23 protein-coding genes are annotated in these 21267 nt (G+C 62.5%); 10 read left to right on the forward strand and 13 right to left on the reverse strand.

What is annotated here, in order from left to right:
* The first annotated feature begins 22 nt into the window (after positions 1-22).
* A complete protein-coding gene (locus ABNW52_RS09285) occupies positions 23-946 on the forward strand; it encodes a DUF808 domain-containing protein (RefSeq protein WP_386107519.1) in 924 nt (307 codons plus the stop codon).
* A 58-nt stretch (positions 947-1004) separates the two neighbouring features.
* Here ABNW52_RS09285 and ABNW52_RS09290 read toward each other — a convergent pair whose 3' ends face one another.
* Entirely contained in the window at positions 1005-1790 is a 786-nt protein-coding gene (locus tag ABNW52_RS09290) for an enoyl-CoA hydratase (RefSeq protein WP_349586740.1), read from the reverse strand.
* Between the two features lie 289 nt (positions 1791-2079).
* Here ABNW52_RS09290 and ABNW52_RS09295 point away from each other — a divergent pair, with 289 nt between their 5' ends.
* Positions 2080-2751 (forward strand): sulfite exporter TauE/SafE family protein, encoded by a 672-nt coding sequence (locus ABNW52_RS09295; protein ID WP_349586742.1) that lies wholly within the window; start codon positions 2080-2082, stop codon positions 2749-2751.
* Here the strand turns inward: ABNW52_RS09295 and ABNW52_RS09300 are convergent.
* The 6 genes from ABNW52_RS09300 to ABNW52_RS09325 are packed head-to-tail and all read right to left on the reverse strand — an operon-like array spanning position 2735 to position 6803.
* Positions 2735-3622, reverse strand: coding sequence for a metal ABC transporter substrate-binding protein (locus ABNW52_RS09300; protein ID WP_349586744.1), 888 nt, complete (start codon positions 3620-3622; stop codon positions 2735-2737). The genes ABNW52_RS09295 and ABNW52_RS09300 overlap by 17 nt on opposite strands.
* Before the next feature lie 9 nt (positions 3623-3631).
* A complete protein-coding gene (locus ABNW52_RS09305; RefSeq protein WP_349586747.1) occupies positions 3632-4504 on the reverse strand; it encodes a metal ABC transporter permease in 873 nt (290 codons plus the stop codon).
* Positions 4501-5247 carry a metal ABC transporter ATP-binding protein gene (locus ABNW52_RS09310; protein WP_349586749.1) on the reverse strand — a complete coding sequence of 249 codons (747 nt, stop codon included), beginning with the start codon at positions 5245-5247 and terminating at the stop codon, positions 4501-4503. Before ABNW52_RS09310 ends, ABNW52_RS09305 begins: the two co-directional genes overlap by 4 nt.
* Complete coding sequence (locus ABNW52_RS09315) at positions 5244-5438, reverse strand: hypothetical protein (protein WP_349586751.1); 195 nt, start codon at positions 5436-5438, stop codon at positions 5244-5246. The genes ABNW52_RS09310 and ABNW52_RS09315 overlap by 4 nt, the downstream gene beginning before the upstream one ends.
* Before the next feature lies 1 nt (position 5439).
* Positions 5440-6381 (reverse strand): CobW family GTP-binding protein, encoded by a 942-nt coding sequence (locus tag ABNW52_RS09320; protein WP_349586754.1) that lies wholly within the window; start codon positions 6379-6381, stop codon positions 5440-5442.
* Positions 6369-6803, reverse strand: a complete 435-nt coding sequence (locus ABNW52_RS09325) for a Fur family transcriptional regulator (protein ID WP_349586757.1) — start codon at positions 6801-6803, stop codon at positions 6369-6371. The genes ABNW52_RS09320 and ABNW52_RS09325 overlap by 13 nt, the downstream gene beginning before the upstream one ends.
* 154 nt (positions 6804-6957) lie before the next feature.
* Here ABNW52_RS09325 and ABNW52_RS09330 point away from each other — a divergent pair, with 154 nt between their 5' ends.
* Positions 6958-7389, forward strand: a complete 432-nt coding sequence (locus ABNW52_RS09330) for a c-type cytochrome (RefSeq protein ID WP_349586760.1) — start codon at positions 6958-6960, stop codon at positions 7387-7389.
* 98 nt (positions 7390-7487) lie between these two features.
* Entirely contained in the window at positions 7488-7922 is a 435-nt protein-coding gene (locus ABNW52_RS09335) for a c-type cytochrome (protein WP_349586762.1), read from the forward strand.
* Positions 7923-7988: 66 nt separating this feature from the next.
* On the opposite strand, the gene ABNW52_RS09340 is transcribed toward ABNW52_RS09335, so the two are convergent.
* A complete protein-coding gene (locus tag ABNW52_RS09340; RefSeq protein ID WP_349586765.1) occupies positions 7989-8633 on the reverse strand; it encodes a cytochrome b/b6 domain-containing protein in 645 nt (214 codons plus the stop codon).
* Positions 8634-8823: 190 nt separating this feature from the next.
* On the opposite strand from ABNW52_RS09340, the gene tyrS reads away from it, so the two are divergent.
* The 3 genes from tyrS (at position 8824) to ABNW52_RS09355 (ending at position 13776) form a co-directional block, all read left to right on the forward strand.
* Entirely contained in the window at positions 8824-10098 is a 1275-nt protein-coding gene (gene tyrS, locus ABNW52_RS09345) for a tyrosine--tRNA ligase (protein WP_349586767.1), read from the forward strand.
* A gap of 385 nt (positions 10099-10483) precedes the next feature.
* Entirely contained in the window at positions 10484-12997 is a 2514-nt protein-coding gene (locus ABNW52_RS09350) for an EAL domain-containing protein (protein WP_349586770.1), read from the forward strand.
* Positions 12998-13053: 56 nt separating this feature from the next.
* On the forward strand, positions 13054-13776 hold the full coding sequence (locus ABNW52_RS09355) for a TenA family transcriptional regulator (RefSeq protein ID WP_349587125.1): 723 nt from the start codon (positions 13054-13056) through the stop codon (positions 13774-13776).
* A 60-nt stretch (positions 13777-13836) separates the two neighbouring features.
* Here ABNW52_RS09355 and lipA read toward each other — a convergent pair whose 3' ends face one another.
* The 4 genes from lipA to ABNW52_RS09375 form a co-directional block, all read right to left on the reverse strand.
* Positions 13837-14787: a lipoyl synthase gene (gene lipA, locus ABNW52_RS09360; RefSeq protein WP_349586772.1), complete on the reverse strand. Its 951-nt coding sequence runs from the start codon at positions 14785-14787 to the stop codon at positions 13837-13839.
* On the reverse strand, positions 14784-15407 hold the full coding sequence (lipB, locus tag ABNW52_RS09365) for a lipoyl(octanoyl) transferase LipB (protein ID WP_349586774.1): 624 nt from the start codon (positions 15405-15407) through the stop codon (positions 14784-14786). The genes lipA and lipB overlap by 4 nt, the downstream gene beginning before the upstream one ends.
* 7 nt (positions 15408-15414) lie before the next feature.
* Complete coding sequence (locus tag ABNW52_RS09370; protein ID WP_349586777.1) at positions 15415-15693, reverse strand: HP0495 family protein; 279 nt, start codon at positions 15691-15693, stop codon at positions 15415-15417.
* A gap of 74 nt (positions 15694-15767) precedes the next feature.
* Complete coding sequence (locus ABNW52_RS09375) at positions 15768-16910, reverse strand: D-alanyl-D-alanine carboxypeptidase family protein (RefSeq protein WP_349586779.1); 1143 nt, start codon at positions 16908-16910, stop codon at positions 15768-15770.
* A 366-nt stretch (positions 16911-17276) separates the two neighbouring features.
* Here ABNW52_RS09375 and ilvA point away from each other — a divergent pair, with 366 nt between their 5' ends.
* From ilvA to ABNW52_RS09390, 3 genes are all read left to right on the forward strand, one after another.
* Positions 17277-18806: a threonine ammonia-lyase, biosynthetic gene (gene ilvA, locus ABNW52_RS09380; protein WP_386107531.1), complete on the forward strand. Its 1530-nt coding sequence runs from the start codon at positions 17277-17279 to the stop codon at positions 18804-18806.
* A 68-nt stretch (positions 18807-18874) separates the two neighbouring features.
* On the forward strand, positions 18875-19522 hold the full coding sequence (locus tag ABNW52_RS09385; protein WP_349586783.1) for an HAD family hydrolase: 648 nt from the start codon (positions 18875-18877) through the stop codon (positions 19520-19522).
* Positions 19523-19566: 44 nt separating this feature from the next.
* Positions 19567-20232: a TetR/AcrR family transcriptional regulator gene (locus ABNW52_RS09390; RefSeq protein WP_349586786.1), complete on the forward strand. Its 666-nt coding sequence runs from the start codon at positions 19567-19569 to the stop codon at positions 20230-20232.
* A gap of 107 nt (positions 20233-20339) precedes the next feature.
* Here the strand turns inward: ABNW52_RS09390 and ABNW52_RS09395 are convergent, their stop codons facing one another.
* The gene (locus tag ABNW52_RS09395) at positions 20340-21233 is read right to left on the reverse strand and encodes a shikimate dehydrogenase (RefSeq protein ID WP_349586788.1); all 894 of its coding nucleotides are present in this window, start codon (positions 21231-21233) and stop codon (positions 20340-20342) included.
* Between the last annotated feature and the right edge of the window lie 34 nt (positions 21234-21267).

The following is a 21267-nucleotide window of genomic DNA, read 5'->3' on the forward strand; positions in this document are numbered from 1 at the left end:
AATTTCTCTTACAGGAGTACAGATGGCTGGTAGTAGCCTTTTCATGCTGATTGACGATATCGCCACCCTGCTCGACGACGTGGCCGCCATGACCAAGGTCGCGGCCAAGAAAACCGCCGGGGTGCTGGGGGACGATCTGGCGCTCAACGCCGAGCAGGTATCCGGCATCCGCGCCGAGCGCGAACTGCCGGTGGTGTGGGCGGTGGCAGTCGGCTCGCTGCGCAACAAGGCGATCCTGGTGCCGCTGGCGCTGGCCATCGGCGCCTTCCTGCCGTGGTTGATTACCCCGCTGCTGATGCTAGGCGGAGCCTTCCTGTGCTTCGAAGGGGCCGAGAAACTGGCGCACAAGTACCTGCATGCGGCAGAAGAGCAGCAGGAGCACAGCGAGCGTCTGCATGCACTGCAAGACCCGGCGACGGACATGGTGGCGTTCGAACACGACAAGATCAAAGGCGCCATCACCACCGACTTCATCCTGTCGGCAGAAATCATCGCCATTGCACTGGGCACCGTGGCGACGCAGCCGTTTGGCACCCAGCTGGCAGTACTGGTGGGTATTGCCCTGGTCATGACCGTGGGCGTGTATGGACTGGTGGCCGCCATTGTCAAACTGGACGATGTGGGGCTATATCTGACGCAGAAACCACAGGCCATCAGCCAGGCCATTGGCTGCGTGCTGTTGAATGCCGCCCCACCGCTGATGCGCTTTCTGTCGGTTGCCGGCACGGTGGCGGTATTCCTGGTGGGCGGCGGCATTCTGACACACGGCTTGCCGACGGTGCATCACGCCATTGAAGCTGCCGCAGCGGCTGCGGCCAACCTTGGCAGCCTGCTGGCAGGCATGCTGCCAAGCGTACTCAACGGGTTGTTCGGCCTGCTGGTCGGGATGTTGCTGGTGCTGTTGCTGACGCTGTTTTCGCGCCTGCGCGTCGGCTTGAAAGCCTGAGCGCCGCGACAATAAAAAACCCGGGCTTACCCGGGTTTTTTTATTTACGGCGACAGCGTTAATCGTCGTCATCCGCCAGCCAGGATGGCTTGCGCTTTTCCAGAAAGGCACTCACGCCCTCCCGCTGCTCGTCGCCGCCCATCAGCTCCAGAAAAGCGGCCTTTTCCTGCAGCAGCTGCCGCTCCAGCGTGCCCTGCGGACTGCCTTCGATCAAGCGCCGGGCCGCCAACACGGCGGAGCGGGCCTGACGGGACACCTTGCCAGCCAGGCTGACCGCCATGATCTTGGCCAGCCCGGCATCCACCACCTCTTCCACCAGCCCGATACGCAACGCAAGGTCGGCATCGACCATCTCGCCGCCCAGGATGATGCGCTTGGCCCACGGCACGCCGACCCGATCCGCCAATGCCTTGGTGCCGCCGGCACAGGGAATCAGCCCTACCGATGCTTCCGGCAGACCCAGCTGCGCCCCGCGTTCCGCCACGATGTAGTCACAGGCCAGCGCACACTCCAGGCCACCACCCAGCGCATAGCCATTGATCGCCGCCACGGTCACGCCGTGAAACTGGCGGATACTGTTGAACGCCAGCGCGAAGGCATCCGCCACCCGGCCGGCCTGCTGATTGTTGCCGTTGGCGAACAGGCGCAGATCGGCGCCGGCGGAGAAGAATTTTTCCCCGGCACCGGTCAGTACCACCGCATTCACCTGCTGGTCGGCATCCAGCGATTCCATCGCCGCGGCCAGTGCCTGCAGCGATTCCAGCGTCCAGACATTGGCCGGCGGGTTGTTGATGGTCACAATCGCCGACTGCCCAAGATGCTCGATCACGATTTGATTGTTCATGTGTGCTTGCTCCCATCCCTGCACACCTGTCACGCGGGCAAGGTGCAGTTGATGCTACGTGACCGGCGACACCAGTCGACACCGTTCAAGGCGTGCCATTTTGTGGCCAAATGACAAGTTTATCTAGCTATAACGATGGACTATCCCACTGTTTTTTCAAGGTATCGCTTAGAAATAAAGCTAATTGCATTAATAATTTAATTGCATAGTCATTAAGCCTAAAAAGCGCAAAATTTCCGCGCCGCAACACCGCTGCTACAATGCCGTTTTACCTAGCGCTGCTGCCACCATGCTGGAAATCAGTCTGCTCTCGCTTTTTCTTACCGGCCTGCTGGGCGGAGTGCATTGCCTAGGCATGTGCGGCGGCATCGTCACCGCCATCTCGGTAACCGGGCAAGGCAGTAAACCGCTGTTGCTGCTGGGTTATAACCTAGGCCGGTTGGCAAGTTATGTCGCCATCGGCGCACTACTCGGCGGGCTGGCACAGTGGGGGGTGGCAGAAGCGGACTTCAGACCATTGCAACTGGGGCTGTTTGCTGCGGCCAACGTGTTACTGATCCTGCTGGGGCTGTATCTGGCGGGGCTGTCCGGCGCGGTGACGCGCATCGAAAAACTGGGGCAACCACTATGGCGCAGCTTGCAGCCGCTTACTCGCCGCCTGCTGCCGCTGCGCCATGGCTGGCAAAGCGTACTGGTCGGTGCACTGTGGGGCTGGGTGCCATGCGGGCTGGTCTACACCGCCAGCCTGTCGGCGCTGGCCAGCCAGAGTGCCGCCAGTGGCGCGTTGGTGATGCTGAGTTTTGGCCTCGGGACCCTGCCCAACCTGTTGTTGATGGGCGCCTTTGCGAGCAAGCTGGGGCAATGGAAACAACAACGGCCAGTCCGCCTGCTGGCGGGACTGACCGTCAGTGCTATGGGCGCATGGCATTTGCTGCAGCTGCTGCTTAACGCATCGCGCTGAGCAGGGTTTCGACGTTGCTGCGGAACAATTGCACATAGCTGCTGGCCTTGCCGTCGCTGGACAAGGCATCGGCATACAGCTTGCCGCCCACTTTCACCCCAGCCTCATTGCTCAGCTGCTGCAGCAGGCGCTTGTCGGCCATGTTCTCGAAGAAAATGGCTTTCACCTGTTCCTTTTTCACCTGCTGGATCAAGCGGGCCACCGCCTTGGCCGAGGCTTCCGCTTCGGTGCTGATGCCCTGCGGTGCCATGAAGCGGATCTGGTAACGCGCCGCCAGATAGCCGAATGCCTCATGCGAGGTCAGCACCTTGCGCTTGGCCACCGGCACAGTGGCGAACTGTTGCGCCGCCCAGGCATCCAGCGCCTTGAGCTTGGTCTTATAGGCATCGGCGCGCTGGCGGAAATAGCCGGCCCCCGCCGGATCGGCCTTGGCCAGGCCATCGGCGATGGCATCGGCGTACAGCATCACGTTTTGCGGGTTGTGCCAGGCATGCGGATCGACACTGCCATGGTCGTGACCATCCTGCTCATGGTGGCCTTCTTCCGCTGCGGCCAGCGGCTTCACCTTGGCGGCAGCAGTCACCGTCAGCCCTTTGAAACCGGCGGCGCGCGACATGCGCGGCATCCAGCCTTCAAAACCCAGCCCGCTCACCACAAACACCTTGGCGGCGGCCAACTTCTTTACATCAGCCGGCGCCGGCTGAAACACATGCGCATCCTGATCCGGGCCGACCAGCGACTGCACTTCCACCCGCTCACCACCCAGTTCGCGGGTAATGTCGGCCACGATGCTGAAACTGGCCACCACCGGCACCTTGGCCATGGCGAATAACGGCGACAGCAACAGCGTTGCCGCGATGAACTTGCGCATTGAAAACTCCTAGTTGGTCAGATGGCGGGAACGGAACAGTCGCGGTAGCAAGCCGCCGCGCGGTGCCAGCAACATGGACAATAGGTAGGCGATGCCTGCCAGCAGGATGATGGCCGGGCCGGATGGCAGCTCGGCATGGTAGGACAGCAGCAGGCCGCCTACCGCCGACAGGCTGGCGATCAACAGCGCCACCAGCAGCATGCCCCCCACCGAAGCCGCCCACAGTCGGGCCGCGATGGCCGGCAGCATCATCAAGCCCACCGACATCAGCGTGCCCAGCGCCTGGAAACCGGCTACCAGGTTCATCACCACCAGCAACAGGAACAGCAGGTGCCACAGCCCGCCGCGGGCGCCGATGGCGCGCATGAACACCGGGTCCAGGCTTTCCAGCAGCAACGGCCGGTAAATCGCCGCCAGGATCAGCAGGGTGACACTGGCCACACTGGCCACCAGCAACAGCGCAGCATCGTCCACCGCCAGCACCGAGCCAAACAGCAAGTGCATCAGATCGACATTGCTGCCGCTCTTGGAAACCAGCAGCACCCCCAGCGCCAGCGATAACAGGTAGAAACCGGCAAAGTTGGCGTCTTCCTTCACCTCGGTGTAACGCGTGGCCAGCCCGGCCAGCAGCGCCACCAGCACGCCGGCGACAAAACCGCCGGCACTCATCGCCGGCAGGCTCAGCCCGGCCAGCAGATAGCCCACCGCCGCCCCTGGCAATACCGCGTGGCTCATGGCATCGCCCATCAGGCTCATGCGGCGCATCACCAGCAGCAGCCCCACCGGCGCACTGCCCAGCACCAGCGCCAGACAACCCACCAGCGCCCGGCGCATGAAGGCGAAATCGGCAAACGGAGCAACAAGCACTTCGTGCAAGCTCATGGGCGGGCTCCTTGGCCATCCACGGCGCACACCGGAGCATTGGCCTGCCAGTGGGCGGCGGTTTCGGTGGCGCGTTTCAGGTTGCTATCGGTCAGCACAGTATCGGTTGCGCCCCAGGCCACCACCTCGCGTGCCATCAGCAGGGTCTGCGGAAAAAAGGCGCGCACCTGTTCGTAGTCATGCAGCACGGCAATCACCGTGCGCCCTTCTTCCTGCCAGCGACGCACCAGCTCCAGCAAGTCGAAAGTGGTACGTGCATCCACGGCGTTGAATGGCTCATCCAGCAGGATCAGCCGCGCGTCCTGCACCAGGATGCGGGCGAACAACACGCGCTGGAACTGGCCGCTGGACAAGGCCGACACCGGATGCAGTGCAAAGTCTTCCAGCCCGACGGTAACCAGCGCATTCCAGCTGGCATCGTCCAGCTGGCGGCCAACCCGGCCAAACAGCCCGCTTCGGCGCCAATGGCCACTGCTGACCAGATCGATCACCGATACCGGCAGGCTGCGGTCGATCTCCGACTGCTGCGGCAGGTAGGCGATGTCCTTGCGATTGAGGCCATCAAAGCGTACCTCGCCGCTATCCGGGCGGATGGCGCCCATGATGGTTTTCAGCAGCGTGCTCTTGCCGGCGCCGTTGGGGCCGAAAATGGCCGTTGCCTGCCCGGGAGCAAAGCGGCCGCTCACATGGTGAACGGCCGGATGGCGCTGGTAGGACACGGTAAGGTTATGTAGCGAGATCAACTTTCCCCTCCCAATGCCCACAGCACCAGCATCCACAGCAGCAGCAGCAGGCCGGACGCCAGCAGCAGGCGCTGCCCGGCCGACATGGCCAGCAAGCGCCAGCGCGGCAGGTGGCTATCGTCGCCGGCACCATGCGGATGCGGGTGGGAGTGAGCATGTTCGTGCTCGTGATGATGGTGGTGTTGCGCCATGTCAGTCCTGCGACCAGGGTTCGATGCAGGCACGTAGCGCCGTCTCGATGGCGGCAGCATCCAGCCCGTTGGCAATCAGTTCGAAGCGGTTGTCGCGGCGCCACGCCACCTGGTTGGCCGCCCAGCGGCCCTCGGTCCAGTTCAGCCACAGCCAGGAGTCCATCACCTGGAACACACCCTTGGCGCGCACCAGGCCATCCACCTTCTGCGGCAGCGTGTCGAAAAAGTCGGTCAGCGCCTCGCCGGAAAATGTCGTGCCGGCCGGGAAGGTCCAGCCCTGCGACTGCCAGCCCGGCGCGTCATCCTTGCGTACCGAGGGGCGATACTGCGGCTTGGGCGCCAGCGCGGCATCCAGCCATATCGGGTTGGCCGCACCATGGTGGATTTCCGCCACCAGGGATTTGGGTGGAAACAGTCCGGCAGCCTTGTCGCGGTATACGGCCAACGTATCGGCATCCGCCAGATCGCTCTTGGTAGCCAGCAGCACGTCGGCCACCATCACCTGGTCGCGGTACAAGGGCTGACGGAAGTAGTCGTTGTTGACGAACTGCCGCGGGTCCACCAGCGTCAGTACCGCACCGACCTCCAGCGCGTTGCCCAGCGGCTCGGTGCGCAGTTCGTCGATCAACCCAGCGGCATGGGCCAGGCCGCTGGCCTCGATGATCAGCCGGTCCGGCTTTTCGCGGCGCAGCAGGTTGGCCACCGTTACTGTCATCTGCGGCCCGGCCACGCAGCACAGGCAGCCACCGGCGATCTCGGCCACCGGCAGTTCGCCATCATCCAGCACGGCGCCATCGATGCCGATTTCGCCAAACTCATTGACGATGATCGCCCACTTCTCGTCGCGCGGACGGTGGCTGATCAGATGGCGCAACGCGGTAGTCTTGCCCACCCCCAGAAAGCCGGTCAGTACATTGACGCGGGTTTTTTTCATGCTTGGCATCCTTGGCAATGTCCCGTCAACAACAGGTTTTGCGGTGCAATGGAAAAGCCCTCGCCACCGGCCTGCTCGCGCAATAGCGCCAGCATCGGCGTGGCGTCCAGTTCTTGTACGCGGCCACACTGGCTACACACCAGGATCAACCCTTCGTGGCTGCAACCGACATGCCGGCACACGATATAGCCGTTCAGTGCGTCTACCTTGTGCAGCAGGCCGCTAGCCACCAGAAAATCCAGCGCGCGATAAACCGTGGGCGGCGCGGCAATGCCGCGCTGACGTTGCAGGTCGGCCAGCACCTGATAGGCCTTCACCACCCCGTCGTAGCCCAGCACCAGTTCCAGCACCTGGCGGCGCAAGCTGGTGAGCTTTACCCCCTGTTGCTGGCAATGCCGGTCGGCGGCCTCAAGAAAACATGCTGCATCCATGATTGACGGATACTTCAAATAAGTAACAGACGAATAATGTTACGGTATAACAGCACCATTAACAAGCCTTAACCAATCCGTCGGCAAACCGGCCACACGACTGTGCTAAGCTGCCGCCGTTCATTCGTTTGCCATTTCTGCCGGAATCTACGCCATGAAAAAATTTCTGCTGACCGCCCTGTGCTGTGCCGTACTCGCCCCCGCCTTTGCCGCCGATCCGATCAAGGCGCGCCAGGATGTGTTCAAGCAATACAAGCAGACCGTGGCCACCATGGGCAAGATGGTAAAAGGCGACACGGCGTTCGATCAGGCGGAGTTTGCCAAGTTGGCCGCACACATGGACGAGCTGGCGCAGCAACCGTGGCAGTACTTCACTCCGGGCAGCGATAAGGGCAAGACCGATGCCAAGCCGGAAATCTGGTCCAAGCCAGCCGAATTCAAGGCCGCGGCAGACAAGCACAAGGCCGAAGTTGCCAAAATGAAGGCCACGGCCGCCAAAGCCACCGGCATCAACGATGTCAAAGCTCAGTTCGGCGCCATGCAGCAAACCTGCAAAGCCTGTCACGACCAGTTCCGCGCCGACTGACATCCCGCCCACGGGCTCGCCTGTGTGAGCCCGCTTGCTTACGCCGCGAAACTTATTACACTCGCGCGGTCAAAACCCGTTTCCCTCTCCTTGCCATCATGAAAAAAAGCACCACCGCCCTGATCCTGGCCCTGGCCCTGCTGTGCAGTAGCGCCATAGCCGGCCCCGGCGAAGATCGCCAGAAAAGTTTCAAGAAGGTTCTGCTCAGTTTCGAGCCCATCGGCGTGATGCTGCGCGACGGCCCGTTTCGCCAGGACCAGTTCATCAAGCATGCCGATGCCCTGAAGGCGGCGGCGCCGGTGCCGTTCACACTGTTCAAGCCGAACAGCATTGACGATATCAGCCGTGCCAAAGCGGAAATTTGGAGTCAGCCCGCCAAGTTCAAGGCCGAGCAGGACAAATTCCTCGCCGCGGTCAATGCATTGCAAGCTGGCGCGCGCAGCGACGATCTGGCTGCGGTGCGCATCAAGTACACGGCGGTTACGCAAAGCTGTAAAAGCTGCCACGACAGCTTCCGCGGCCCGAAGAAGTAATACCGGGCGCGCCGCACGAAAAAAGGCATGCGCTAACGCATGCCTTTTTGTTTGCCCGCTCGCCAGCTATACCAGCGCCAACCCGCCTAGCACTACGCCCGCCACGGCGACCAGCAGCAGCACGGCCAGCCAGGGCGAGGCAAACGCCGGCTGTGGCATCTGCTGCATCACCTCCTTATGCCCGGTCAGCATCGGCTTCACCAGGTTTTCCCGGCGCAGCACGCGATAGCCGATGATGGCCAGCAGGTGTACACCTACCAGAGCCAATAACACATTGAACCAGGCCTCGTGCCACTCGCTGACCCGCTCAGCCAGTTCACTATCCAGTAGCTTCGCCAGCGGGCCATCGAAGGTATAGCTGTCCACATCCACGGCGAATAGCCCCAAGCCCAACTGCACCAATAGTGCGGCCAACAGTGCCAGCACCATCAATGCGCCCAACGGGTTATGCCCGATGCCGTCGTACTCGCCGCGCAGGTAGCGCTGTATCGCTGCCGGGCCGCGCACAAAGCTGCCGAACCGCGCGGTCTGGCTACCCAGCACACCCCACAGCAGGCGAAACAGCACCAGCACCAGCAACGCTACGCCGGCACGGGTATGCCACAGCAACTGTCCGTTTTCCGCGCTCCACCACATCAGCCCGAACAAAGCCACCAGCGACCAGTGGAACAAGCGCGTCGGCAGATCCCAAACCTTCACCCGATAATTCATTGCCCAGCTCCATATCATTGCCAACTGTTGGCAGTTTACCCGTGCCACCGTGGCGACCAGCAACAAAGCTTTAACGAATGTTGCGGCGCAAATGCCGGGGCTGCCGGACAGCAAAATCGGCTAGAATAGCCCCTTTGCCGCCATTGCCAGCCAAGGCAGGCACCGCACCAACCTCAGGAGAGTTTTCAAGATGCACCAGTCCGCCCTTATCCAGGATCTGCAAGCCCGTGGCCTGATCGCGCAACAAACCGACGCGGCAGCCCTCGACGAACTGCTGACCAAGGAAAGTGTGACGTTGTATTGCGGCTTCGATCCGACCGCCGACAGTCTGCATCTTGGCCACCTGGTACCGGTACTGGTGCTGAAGCGTTTCCAGCAGTTTGGCCACAAGCCCATTGCCCTGGTGGGCGGCGCCACCGGCATGATCGGCGACCCCAGCTTCAAGGCTGCCGAACGCAAACTCAACACCCCGGACGTGATCGCCGGCTGGGTAGAGAAAATCCGTGGCCAGGTGTCGCCGTTCCTGTCGTTCGAAGGCGACAACGCCGCCATCATGGCCAACAACTACGACTGGTTCGGCGGCATGGGCGCACTGGAATTCCTGCGCGACATCGGCAAGCATTTCTCGGTCAACCAGATGATCAAGAAAGAGTCGGTACAGCAGCGCATCAGCCGCGAAGACCAGGGCATCAGCTACACCGAATTCAGCTACAGCCTGCTGCAGGGTTACGACTTTGCCGAACTGTACCGTCGCCACGGCTGCGTATTGCAGATTGGCGGTTCTGACCAGTGGGGCAACATCACCGCCGGCACCGACCTGACCCGCCGCCTGCATCAGCACCAGGTATACGGCCTGACCCTGCCACTGGTGACCAAAGCCGACGGCACCAAATTCGGCAAAACCGAATCCGGCGCCATCTGGCTGGATGCCAAGAAGACCTCGCCGTACGCGTTCTACCAGTTCTGGCTGAATACCGCCGACGCCGACGTGTACAAGTTCCTGCGCTACTTCACCTTCCTGTCCATCGCCGAGATCGACGCCATCGAAGAGCAGGACAAGAGCAGTGGCGGCAAGCCGGAAGCCCAGCGCATCCTGGCCGAACAAGCCACGGCCCTGGTACACGGCGCAGCCGCGGTGGCCGCCGCGCAGCGCATCAGCGCCAGCCTGTTCTCCGGCAGCGTGACAGAGCTGACCGAATCCGATCTGGCGCAACTGGCACAGGACGGCATGCCCAGCATTCAGCTGACCCGTGACAGCAGCGGCCTGATCGATGCACTGGTAGCCGGCGGCCTGGCCAAGTCCAAGTCCGAGGCGCGCACCTTCATCCAGAGCGGCGCAGTCAGCATCAACGGCAACAAGGCCGACAGCCTGGAACACCAGATCGCCGATGGCGAGCGCCTGTTTGGCCAGTACAGCCTGCTCAAGCGCGGCAAGAAGAACCACACCCTGGTGTGCTGGCAATAAGCCCTCCTCTGCGGCCAACGTTGGCCGCATGCAAAAGGCAAGCTCGCGAGCTTGCCTTTTTTACGGACACAGCAAATTATTTGGCATGAGCGGGCATTGTTCGGCGCGAAACAACCGGCCTGCCCGCCTTCGTTGCCACCCGCCGCACGGCGGCAGCACCGCCTCCGCGCTTACGGTCAGCAGTTCCGGCTCATCGCCAGAAAAGCCACTATTCATTTCATACACAGGCGGCTATAACGCACAATGACATGGGCAATAATGCATAAAAAGCACATAGCCCGTTATCGCTACAGTATCGCCACACTGTCCGTGCCACCAGACGCGGACTGACCAGCGCACCGGTAAGCACAGCCGGGCCTTGCCACGTGAAAAGGTGATTCGACCCATGCGCCAAACCCCCACCCGCAATCCATCGCATCTGCTGGGCATTGTCTGGCCATTCATTGTCGTGGCATTGCTGCAGGCGGCCATCAGCGGCGTGAGCCTGAATGTCCTGTCCAGCGTGCGCGCCTATGTCAGCGGCGAAAGCCTGTGGTCCAAGGGGCAAAAAGACGCCATCTACAATCTCAAGCTGTACGCCGACACCCGCAATCCCAACTACTACCTGCAGTACCAGCGCGCCATCGCCATCCCGCTGGGCGACCACGAGGCCAGAATGGCACTGGATCGCCCGGAGCCGGACCTGGCCCGCGCCGAGGCCGGCTTTCTGCAGGGCGGCAACCACCCCCAGGACATTCAGGGCCTGATCTGGCTGTTTCGCAACTTCCGCCACTTCAGCTACCTGGAAACCGCGATTGAGCACTGGCGCACCGGCGATCGCTTTGTGCTGCAGCTCACCCAGATTGCCGAGCAGATGCACCGCAACCTGAGCCGGCAACAGGCCAGCGAGACAGACATCGCCCGCTGGGTGATGCAGATCCAGCAGATCAACGCGCAGGTCACCCCGATTGAAAAAGCCTTTTCCGACACCCTTGGCGAAGGCTCCCGTTTCATCCAGCTGCTGCTACTGGCGGCCAACCTTGCCGCCGCCAGCATCCTGATCCTGCTGGCGGCACTGCGCACCGGCAAGCTCCTGGCCCAACGGCAGTCGTTCGAAGCCGCCCTGCATGCCGAAAAAGAGCGCGCCCAGGTTACGCTGGCCTCAATTGGCGATGCGGTGATCACCACCGACGAAACCGGCTTCATCTCCTACATGAACCCGGCAGCCGAGCAGCTCACCACCTGGCTGGACGAACAGGCGCGCGGCCTGCCCCTCACCTCCATTTTCCGCATCATCGACGAGCACTCGCCACAGGATGACTGGCGGCTGATCGACCAGATCCTGGCCGGCGAATGCAGCGACGGCAATCTGCACGCCCAGTTGATGGTGCGGCTGGATGGCAGCGCCATCGCGGTGTCACTGGTGGCAGCCCCCATCCACAGCAACAACCGCATCAGCGGCGCCGTAGTGGTACTGCACGACATGACGCGCGAGCGGCAATATGTGGCCAACCTTTCCTGGCAGGCAACCCACGACGCCCTGACCGGCCTGGCCAACCGCCGCGAGTTCGAGCACCGGCTGGAGCAGGCGCTGGGCAAGCTGGAGCAGCACAGCGGCCAACATGCCGAACACGCACTGATGTTCCTGGACCTGGACCAGTTCAAGGTGGTGAACGACACCTGCGGCCATGCCGCCGGCGACGAACTGCTGCGCCAGATCTGCACCCTGCTGCAACAGCAACTGCGCGATGGCGACACCCTCGCCCGCCTGGGCGGCGATGAGTTCGGCATCCTACTGGAACACTGCCCGGCCATACCGGCCGAGCAGATTGCCGAATCTCTGCGCCAGACCGTGCAGGACCTGCACTTTGTGTGGCAAGGGCATCCGTTCAATGTCAGCGTCAGCATCGGCCTGGTACATATCAACCATGCCATGACCACGCTGGCCGAGGCACTGCGCGCCGCCGATGTCGCCTGCTACATGGCCAAGGAAAAAGGCCGCAACCGGGTACAGATCTACCATGCCGACGATTCCGAACTGTCGTTGAAATTCGGCGAGATGGCATGGGTGCAGCGCATTCACCTTGCACTGGAAGAACACCGCTTCTGCCTGTATGCACAGCAGATCGCACCGCTTGGCGACACGCTGGAGCCGGGCGCCCACATCGAACTACTGCTGCGCCTGCACGATGAATTCGGCCGGCTGGTACCGCCGATCAGCTTTATTCCCGCCGCCGAGCGCTATGGCCTGATGCCGCTGATCGACCGCTGGGTGGTGCAGAACGCCTTTACCATCCTGGCGGCGCGCCAGCGCTGCGGTAAACCGGAATCCATCACCACCTGCGCCATCAACCTATCCGGCACCACCATTGGTGACGATGCTTTCCTGGATTTTTTGCGCGACCAGTTCCGCCTGCATGCGGTCGTGCCGCAAACCATCTGCTTTGAAATCACCGAGACCAGCGCCATCGCCAACCTCAGCGATGCCATCCACTTCATCACCGAGCTGCAGAAGATCGGCTGCCGCTTCTCGCTGGACGATTTCGGCTCCGGCATGTCCTCGTTCAGCTATCTGAAACACCTACCGGTGGACTACCTGAAGATCGACGGCAGTTTCGTGAAAGACATGCTGGACGACCCGATCGACCACGCCATGGTCTCGGCCATCAACCACATTGGCCATGTCATGGGCAAACGCACCATCGCCGAATTCGTGGAAACACCGCAGATCATGCAGGCAGTGGCAGCGCTGGGCATCGATTACGCCCAAGGCTACGCCGTCATGCGGCCGCAACCATTTACCTGCGAATGCGAAGTGCAACACCATTTCCAGCGCGACTGTCTGACCGCACCCTCTTCCGCCATGCCGCTCGACATCCTGCAGCAGGATATGCAGACCACCAGCAAAGGAAGCCATTAGTGAATGAGTTTCAGCGCCGGGGGCCATTGCGGGCCGCTGCCAGCTATCCGCAGTGGATGCAGCAGTTGCTAAATCAGTGCCAGCCTGCCAAACAGCTGGTCGTGGAGCATGAACTGTTTCGCCGTATGGCGGCCGGAAAACTGGGCTTACCGGCCATGCGCCTGTTCCTGATTGGCACCTGGCCGGTGATTGAGCAGTTTCCACTGTACATGGCGCAGAACCTGCTGAAGACCCGCGCTGGCCGCCAGCGGGGCGAGGACATGGCCCGCCGCTACCTGGTGCGCAATATCCGGGTGGAGCAGAACCATGCCGATTACTGGCAGGCGTGGGCCGAGTGCTATGGCATCACCATGGCAGAACTGCAGGCACAGCAAGTGCCGCCGGAGATGCACGCCCTCAGCCACTGGTGCTGGCATTGCAGCGCCAGCGACGAGCTGCTGCTGGCCATGGCCGCCACCAACTACGCCATCGAAGGTGCGACCGGCGAATGGTCGCAGCGCATTTGTACCAGCGGGCGCTATGAAGCATCGCTGCCGGAAGCGCGTCGTAAGCGCAGCATGAAGTGGCTGAAACTGCATGCCCACTACGATGACGACCACCCGTGGGAGGCACTGGACATCATCTGCACCCTGGCCGGGGAACAGCCGTCCAGCTGCCTGCAATACCAGCTGCAAGCGGCCATCTGCAAAAGCTACAGCTATATGCTGCTCATTCTTGACCGCTGCCTGCAGCTGGAAGCCAGCCTCAAGCCGCCCAGGCATGCGGCCAACCTTGCCTGACGCGCCACAAATGAAAAAAGCCGGGTAGCAACCCGGCTTTCGTTCAACCCGACAGGGTGATTACACCACGCCGGCCTCATGCGCCTGCACGTCGGCGTGATAGCTGGAACGCACCATCGCTCCCACCGCAGCGTGCTTGAAGCCAATTTCGTAGGACTTGTTCTCGAAGGCCTTGAACAGGTCCGGATGCACGTAGCGCAGCACCGGCAGGTGACCGTCGGTCGGCTGCAGGTACTGACCGATGGTGATCATGTCGATGTTGTGGGCGCGCATGTCGGCCATCACTTCGTACACTTCCTCATCGGTCTCACCCAAGCCCACCATGATGCCGGACTTGGTCGATACATCCGGGCACAGCTTCTTGAAGTCCTGCAGCAGCTGCAGCGAATGCAGGTAATCCGCCCCCGGACGCGCCTGCTTGTACAGCCGCGGCGCAGTTTCCAGGTTGTGGTTCATCACATCCGGCGGCGTCTTGCTGAGGATGTCCAGCGCGATGTCCAGACGGCCGCGGAAGTCCGGCACCAGCACTTCGATCTGGGTATTCGGCGACAGCTTGCGGATCTCGCTGATGCAATCGGCAAAGTGCTGGGCACCGCCGTCGCGCAGATCGTCACGGTCCACCGAGGTGATCACCACGTACTTGAGCTTGAGCGCGGCCACGGTTTCGGCCAGATGCTTGGGCTCGTTCGGGTCCAGCGGGTTCGGGCGGCCGTGGCCGACGTCACAGAACGGGCAGCGACGGGTGCAGATGTCACCCATGATCATGAACGTGGCCGTGCCCTTGCTGAAGCACTCGCCGATGTTCGGGCAGGTGGCCTCTTCGCACACGGTATGCAGCTTCTGTTCGCGCAGAATCTGCTTGATCTCGTTGAAGCGCTGGCCATTGGGCAGCTTGGCGCGAATCCACTCCGGCTTCTTGAGCTTTTCGTCCAGCGGTACGATCTTGATCGGAATCCGCGCGGTCTTGTCGGCGCCCTTGTGCTTTACGCCGGCCTGGTTATCCAGTTTCATGCTGTCTCCTTGATCACCGTCAGGTTGCGCTCCAGATGCGGCAGCAACCGCGCGGCGGTTTCCGTCACGGTAAGCGATGCACCGTGATTCTTCAATTGCGTCACCTTGAGGCCGGCATAGCCGCAAGGGTTGATCCAGCTGAACGGGGTCAGATCCATGTCCACGTTCAGGCTCAGGCCGTGATACACCGCGCCGTTCTTGATGCGCAGCCCCAGCGAGGCAATTTTTTCGCCGGCCACGTACACGCCCGGCGCGTTCACATCGCCATAGGCTGCGATGCCCAGCTCGGCCAGCAGATCGATCACCGACTGCTCGATACGCCGCACCAATTCGCGCACGCCGATGCCCATGCGCTTGAAGTCGATCATCAGATACACCACCAGCTGGCCCGGGCCGTGGTAGGTCACCTGGCCGCCGCGGTCGCACTTCACCACCTCGATGCTGCTGGGCATGATCAGGTGCTCGGGCTTGCCGGCCAGGCCCAGGGTGTACACCGGCGGGTGCTCCAGGCACCACAACTCGTCCGGGGTATCGCCCGTGCGCTGGTCGGTGAACGCCTGCATGGCGTGCCAGGTCGGGGTGTAGTCCACCTGGCCCAGGTATTTGACGATGCGACTCATGGCAGCCTTACAGCACCCACTTCACCAGCGTATGGCTGGTCAGCGAGCGGTAGATATTGTCCAGGTGCTCACGCGAGGTGGCGGTCACGGTAATGGTCAGCGACACGTATTTGCCGCTGGAACTATCGCGTGAAGTGATGTGCGCGTGCTCCAGGTCCGGCGCATGCACGCGTACCACTTCGTAAATGGTGAGCTGGAAATCCGGGTGGCACTCGCCCATCACCTTGATGGGGAAGCGGCAGGGAAACTCCAGTACGTCATTGATATCGATTGCTTGCTTGCTCATGTTACTTCCTGTCCAGCAAAAGGTTGGCCGCATCCAGGGCCTCATGCCCCACTAAATGCGGCCAAGTGCGGGAATTACCAGCCCAGCCAGAGCTTGATGCTATCCCACAGGCGGCTGAAGAAACCACCCTCTTCCACGCCCTGCAGCGCAACGACCGGTTTTTCCGACAGCACCTTGCCATCCAGCGACACGGTCAGTTTGCCCACCTGCTGACCCGGCTTCACCGGCGCGATCAGCGGCTGCACCGTGCTCAGCTCGGCCTTCAGGTGGCCGGACTGACCACGCGGCACCGTGGCATAGACATCACGGGCAAAGCCGACCGGCAGTTGCTTGCTGGCGCCCTTGTATACCGGGATCTCCTTCACGGCCTTGCCGGCGCTGTACAGCTTCGGCGTCTCGAAGAATTGCAGCGCGTAGTTCAGCAGCTTGCTGCTTTCCACGGCACGCGCTTCTTCGCTGGCGGTACCCACCACCACCGATAGTACGCGACGGCCGTCACGCTTGCTGGAAGCGATCAGGTTGTAACCGGCCGAGTCGGTGTGCCCGGTCTTCATGCCGTCCACGTTCGGATCGCGGTACAGCAGCAGGTTGCGGTTCGGCTGGGTGATGTTGTTGTACGCGAACGACTTGATCGAATAGATCGGATAATACTGCGGGAAGTCGCGGATGATAGAGGTCGACAGCGTGGCCAGATCGCGCGCCGTGGTGTAGTGCTGCGGGTCCGGCAAGCCGGTGGCGTTGCGGAAGCTGGTGGCGGACATGCCCAGGCGTTTGGCCTCGGCGGTCATCATCTGGGCGAACACTTCCTCGCTGCCGGCAATGGCTTCGGCCAGCGTCACGCAGGCATCATTACCGGACTGCACGATCATGCCCTTGATCAGGTCGTCGACCTTGGCCGGCACTTTCGGATCCAGGAACATGCGCGAGCCTTCCTGCTTCCAGCCATGCTGGGACACAGTCAGCATCTGATCCATGGTCAGCCGCTTTTCCTTCAGCGCCTTGAAGGTCAGATAGGCGGTCATCAGCTTGGTCAGCGATGCCGGCTCGATACGCGAATCCGGGTCGCGCGCGGCGAGCACCTGGCCGCTGTAGAAATCGGTAACAAAATAGGCCTTGCCGGCAATTTCCGGCACCGGCGGGACAAACCCGGTCGCGGCTTGGGCCAGGGCGGACAGCGACAGGGTTGCCGCCAGCAATACGGTGGTGGTTTTTTTCATTGGAACATCTATGGACGTGAGTTGCCGCAAAACAGCCCGCCATTATACACGGCGATCAGCGGCTGCCCTGCCCGGCGGGATACAAAATGTAGCGTGACAGCCGCCACCGGCCACCACACCCGGAGCAAGCTTGACCGGACGCGCCGCGGCAAGTTTCGCGCACTGCAGTTTTTTGCCGCCGCGACAGCAATCCGCCGCACGGTTTCCACCGGACAAAACCAGCCAGCCGCCCCGCTTGCCGCGGCATTGCCAATCACCGCCGCCCGTGCATTGCGCTGCACAAATCTGTCCCGTTCAAGCATTCCACCGCCGGTGGGTTCCTGCTACTCTGCCCCTTCAGGGACAAAAAATACGGAATCACCAACCATGTCGCACCCTAAGGACTATCTGGAACGCATCCTCACCGCCAACGTCTACGACGTCGCCATCGAAACACCGCTGGACGTTGCGGCCAACCTTAGCCGCCGCACCGGCAACACCATTCTGCTCAAGCGCGAAGACTTGCAGCCGGTGTTCTCGTTCAAGCTGCGCGGCGCCTACAACAAGATGTCCAAGCTCACGCCGGAGCAGCTGGCCCGTGGCGTGATTACCGCCAGCGCCGGCAACCATGCCCAGGGCGTGGCACTGTCGGCACAGCGCATCGGCTGTGAAGCCATCATCGTGATGCCGGTCACCACCCCGCAGGTGAAGATCGACGGCGTCACCCGCCGTGGCGGCAAGGTGGTACTGGCCGGCGAATCGTTCAGCGATGCCTACCAGCACACCATGAAGCTGGTGGCGGAAAACGGCATGACCTACATCCCGCCGTTTGACGACCCGGACGTGATCGCCGGCCAGGGCACCATCGGCATGGAAATCCTGCGCCAGCACGCCGGCCCGATCGACGCGGTATTCGTCGCCATCGGCGGCGGCGGCCTGGCCGCCGGCGTGGCCAGCTACATCAAACGCCTGCGCCCGAAAACCAAGATCATCGGCGTGCAGCCGGTTGATTCGGACGCGATGAAGCAGTCCATCGCCGCCGGCCACCGCGTGGAGCTGAAAGACGTAGGGCTGTTCGCCGACGGCGTGGCGGTGAAGCTGGTGGGCGAGGAAACCTTCCGCATCTGCCGCGAGCTGCTGGACGAGATCATGCTGGTGGACACCGATGCCATCTGCGCCGCCATCAAGGATATCTTCGAGGACACCCGTTCCATTACCGAACCGGCGGGCGCGCTGGCGGTGGCAGCGGTCAAGGCCTACGTGGAACGCGAAGGCTGCAGCGGCCAGACGCTGGTGGCGATCAACTGCGGCGCCAACATGAACTTCGACCGCCTGCGTCACGTGTCCGAGCGCTCCGAGCTGGGCGAGCGCCGCGAGGCCATTATCGCGGTGACCATCCCGGAAAAACCCGGCAGTTTCAAGAAATTCTGCAGCGTGATCGGCAACCGCAATATCACCGAGTTCAACTACCGCTTTGCCGACCCCAGCATCGCCCACGTGTTCGTTGGCGTGCAGATCAGCGGCAAGGAAGACGTTGGCCGCATCGTGGACGATCTGAAATCCAACGAGCTGGATGGCCTGGACCTGACCGACAACGAGCTGGCCAAGTTGCACATCCGCCACCTGGTGGGTGGCCACGCACCGCAGCTGAAGGACGAGCGCGTGCTGCGCTTCGAGTTCCCGGAGCGCCCGGGCGCACTGATGCGCTTCCTGGAGGCGATGCACACCGACTGGAACATCAGCCTGTTCCACTACCGCAACCACGGTGCCGACTACGGCCGCGTGCTGATCGGCATCCAGGTGCCGGCGGAAGACAACGCCGCCTTCGCCGCCTTCCTCGACAACCTGGGCTACCCGTGGGTGGAAGAGACCGACAACCCGGCCTACAAGCTGTTCCTCGGCAAGACACTGCGTTAAGCCTGGCGTAAACTCATGCGGCCAACTGTCCAAAGGTTGGCCGCATTTCTTTTGGAGACCGCAGCACCATGATCAAGGCCGTACTGTTTGACCTTGACGGCACCCTGGCCGACACCGCCCGCGACCTGGGCGCCGCCCTCAACCGCCTGCTGGCCGAAGAAGGCCTGCCGCCGCAGCCGTATGAAGCGGTGCGCCCGATCGCCAGCCACGGCGCCCGCGGGCTGGTCAGCCTGGGCTTCGGCATCGACAAGAGCCATCCGCGCTTCGAAGAATACCGCCTGCGCTTTCTCGACCACTACGAGCACAGCTTCGCCGATGAAACCGTGCTGTTCGACGACATCAACCCGCTGCTGGACGCACTGACCGCACGTGACCTGCAATGGGGCATCATCACCAACAAGCCGATGCGCTTTACCGACCGTCTGGTACCGGCACTGCCGTTTGCCAGCACGCCGGCAGTGGTGGTCAGCGGCGACACCGTGGGTGTGGCCAAGCCGGACCCGGCGCCGATGCTGCATGCTGCCCAGCAGCTGGGCATCGCCCCGGAGCAATGCCTGTACGTGGGCGATGCCGAGCGCGACATGCAGGCCGGCCGTGCCGTCGGCATGAAGACCGTGCTGGTGAACTGGGGTTACATCTCCGACGAAGACGACACCGCCAGCTGGCCGGCCGACATCGCCATCGACCATCCGCTGCAACTGCTGCAGCACTTGTAAGCACGCTTGCCGGTCAAGCCGGCATGCCTGGATTCTGACCTGCCATGACTACCAACGACGCCGCCACGCCCAGCAAAAAAGCCGCCCCGCGCCGCAAGAACGACCCGGAGGGCATGAAGAAGCGCATCCTGGACGCCGCCGTGGCCGAGTTCGCCCAGGCCGGGCTGAGCGGCGCCACGCTGGATGCCATCGCCGACCGCGCCGGCACCATCAAGCGCATGGTGGTGTACTACTTCCGCAGCAAGGAAGAGCTGTATATCGCCGCGCTGGAACGTTGCTACGGCGAGATTCGCGACATCGAAACCGGGCTGGTCCTGAAAGACCTGCCGCCGGTGGAGGCCGTGATCCGTCTGGCCGAGTTCACCTTCGATTACCACGCCAGCCACACCGACTTCATCCGCCTGGTCAGCATCGAGAACATTCACCACGCCAAGCACATCGCCCAGTCGCAGAAGATCAAGTCGCTGAACCGCAGCATCATCAACGAGATCGACGCGGTGCTGTCGCGCGGCAAGGCGCAGGGGCTGTTCCGGCCGGAAGTGGACGCCACCGACCTGCACATGCTGATGAGTTCGTTCTGCTTCTTCCGCGTCGCCAACCGCTACACCTTCGAGACCATCTTCGGCCGCAACATGGTCAGCGATGCGGCGCGCGAATCGCACCGTAAGATGCTGGTGGAAGCGGTACTGGCCTACCTGCGCCAGCACTGAGCCACGCGCGGCCACACGTTGGCCGCAGGCCAAAAAAACGGCCTTGCCGGGGGAACCGGGCAAGGCCAAAGCAACGCCGAGAAGAAAACGGGAAAAACGTAACGGGATCAGCCCGCAGCGATCATGCTGCGGAAATGCTGCTCCATGCGCTGACTGTCGGGCGCGCGCCCAGTAAACAGCGCAAAGGCGCCCACCGCCTGCCATACGGCCATGCCACCGCCATCCAGCACGCGGCAGCCGCGCTCGCGCGCCAGTTGCAAGAGTTCAGTTTCCAGCGGGAAGTACACCACCTCCGCTACCCACAGGCCGCCGTGCACCAGCTCGGCCGGCAGCGGCAGGCCCGGATGGCCGTACATGCCGGTAGGCGTGGCGTGCACCAGCCCACTGGCCCCCTGCATCGCCTGCTGCACATCGGTCTGGCCGCTGACACGACGATCGGCAAAGAAGCCTTGCAGCCGTGCGGCCAACCCTGCGGCGCGAGCGGCATCCTGATCGACAATCACCAGCTCCTGCGTGCCCGCCACCAGCAGCGCATGCGCCACCGCCGAGCCGGCACCGCCGGCGCCCAGCAGCACCACACGGCGCAGGTCATCGCCGGCAAAGTGGCGACGGAACGGCTCGGCAAAGCCGGACCAGTCGGTGTTGTGGCCATAGCGCTTGCCATCGCGGAACACCACGGTATTCACTGCACCGATCTGGCGGGCGTCTTCCGACAACTCATCCAGATACGGTATCACTGCCTGTTTGCACGGATGGGTGATGTTGACGCCGGCAAAGCCACAGGCTTCGGCGGCGGCCAGCAGCTCCGGCAAGGCCTCCACTCCCTTGCCCAGCCGCGTCAGGTCGATCAGCTGGTAATGCAGGTGAAAGCCCGCGGCCGCCGCCTCCTGCTCATGCAGATAGGGCGACTTGGAGCGCTGGATGTCGGCACCGATCAGGCCGACCAGCACCTTGTCGTGTGCGGCTGCCTCGGTTGCGAAAGTGGATACTTCAGTGATCATGTGTTGCCTCGGTAAGTTAAGTCCGGCGCCGCCA

Origin of the sequence: Vogesella oryzagri (genome assembly GCF_040148885.1) — a bacterium.
Classification (GTDB): Bacteria; Pseudomonadota; Gammaproteobacteria; order Burkholderiales; family Chromobacteriaceae; genus Vogesella; species Vogesella oryzagri.

Bases quoted from the DNA above. Each gene is read 5' to 3' on its own strand.
- ABNW52_RS09315 (WP_349586751.1), bottom strand. From the start codon at position 5,438: ATGGCGCAACACCACCATCATCACGAGCACGAACATGCTCACTCCCAC.
- ABNW52_RS09390 (WP_349586786.1), top strand. From the start codon at position 19,567: ATGACTACCAACGACGCCGCCACGCCCAGCAAAAAAGCCGCCCCGCGC.
- ABNW52_RS09385 (WP_349586783.1), top strand. From the start codon at position 18,875: ATGATCAAGGCCGTACTGTTTGACCTTGACGGCACCCTGGCCGACACC.
- ABNW52_RS09320 (WP_349586754.1), bottom strand. From the start codon at position 6,381: ATGCCAAGCATGAAAAAAACCCGCGTCAATGTACTGACCGGCTTTCTG.
- ABNW52_RS09370 (WP_349586777.1), bottom strand. From the start codon at position 15,693: ATGAGCAAGCAAGCAATCGATATCAATGACGTACTGGAGTTTCCCTGC.
- ABNW52_RS09395 (WP_349586788.1), bottom strand. From the start codon at position 21,233: ATGATCACTGAAGTATCCACTTTCGCAACCGAGGCAGCCGCACACGAC.
- lipA (WP_349586772.1), bottom strand. From the start codon at position 14,787: ATGAAACTGGATAACCAGGCCGGCGTAAAGCACAAGGGCGCCGACAAG.
- ABNW52_RS09305 (WP_349586747.1), bottom strand. From the start codon at position 4,504: ATGAGCTTGCACGAAGTGCTTGTTGCTCCGTTTGCCGATTTCGCCTTC.
- ABNW52_RS09375 (WP_349586779.1), bottom strand. From the start codon at position 16,910: ATGAAAAAAACCACCACCGTATTGCTGGCGGCAACCCTGTCGCTGTCC.
- ABNW52_RS09300 (WP_349586744.1), bottom strand. From the start codon at position 3,622: ATGCGCAAGTTCATCGCGGCAACGCTGTTGCTGTCGCCGTTATTCGCC.
- ABNW52_RS09285 (WP_386107519.1), top strand. From the start codon at position 23: ATGGCTGGTAGTAGCCTTTTCATGCTGATTGACGATATCGCCACCCTG.
- ABNW52_RS09290 (WP_349586740.1), bottom strand. From the start codon at position 1,790: ATGAACAATCAAATCGTGATCGAGCATCTTGGGCAGTCGGCGATTGTG.
- ABNW52_RS09350 (WP_349586770.1), top strand. From the start codon at position 10,484: ATGCGCCAAACCCCCACCCGCAATCCATCGCATCTGCTGGGCATTGTC.
- tyrS (WP_349586767.1), top strand. From the start codon at position 8,824: ATGCACCAGTCCGCCCTTATCCAGGATCTGCAAGCCCGTGGCCTGATC.
- lipB (WP_349586774.1), bottom strand. From the start codon at position 15,407: ATGAGTCGCATCGTCAAATACCTGGGCCAGGTGGACTACACCCCGACC.
- ABNW52_RS09355 (WP_349587125.1), top strand. From the start codon at position 13,054: ATGCAGCAGTTGCTAAATCAGTGCCAGCCTGCCAAACAGCTGGTCGTG.
- ABNW52_RS09330 (WP_349586760.1), top strand. From the start codon at position 6,958: ATGAAAAAATTTCTGCTGACCGCCCTGTGCTGTGCCGTACTCGCCCCC.
- ilvA (WP_386107531.1), top strand. From the start codon at position 17,277: ATGTCGCACCCTAAGGACTATCTGGAACGCATCCTCACCGCCAACGTC.
- ABNW52_RS09335 (WP_349586762.1), top strand. From the start codon at position 7,488: ATGAAAAAAAGCACCACCGCCCTGATCCTGGCCCTGGCCCTGCTGTGC.
- ABNW52_RS09295 (WP_349586742.1), top strand. From the start codon at position 2,080: ATGCTGGAAATCAGTCTGCTCTCGCTTTTTCTTACCGGCCTGCTGGGC.
- ABNW52_RS09340 (WP_349586765.1), bottom strand. From the start codon at position 8,633: ATGAATTATCGGGTGAAGGTTTGGGATCTGCCGACGCGCTTGTTCCAC.
- ABNW52_RS09325 (WP_349586757.1), bottom strand. From the start codon at position 6,803: ATGGATGCAGCATGTTTTCTTGAGGCCGCCGACCGGCATTGCCAGCAA.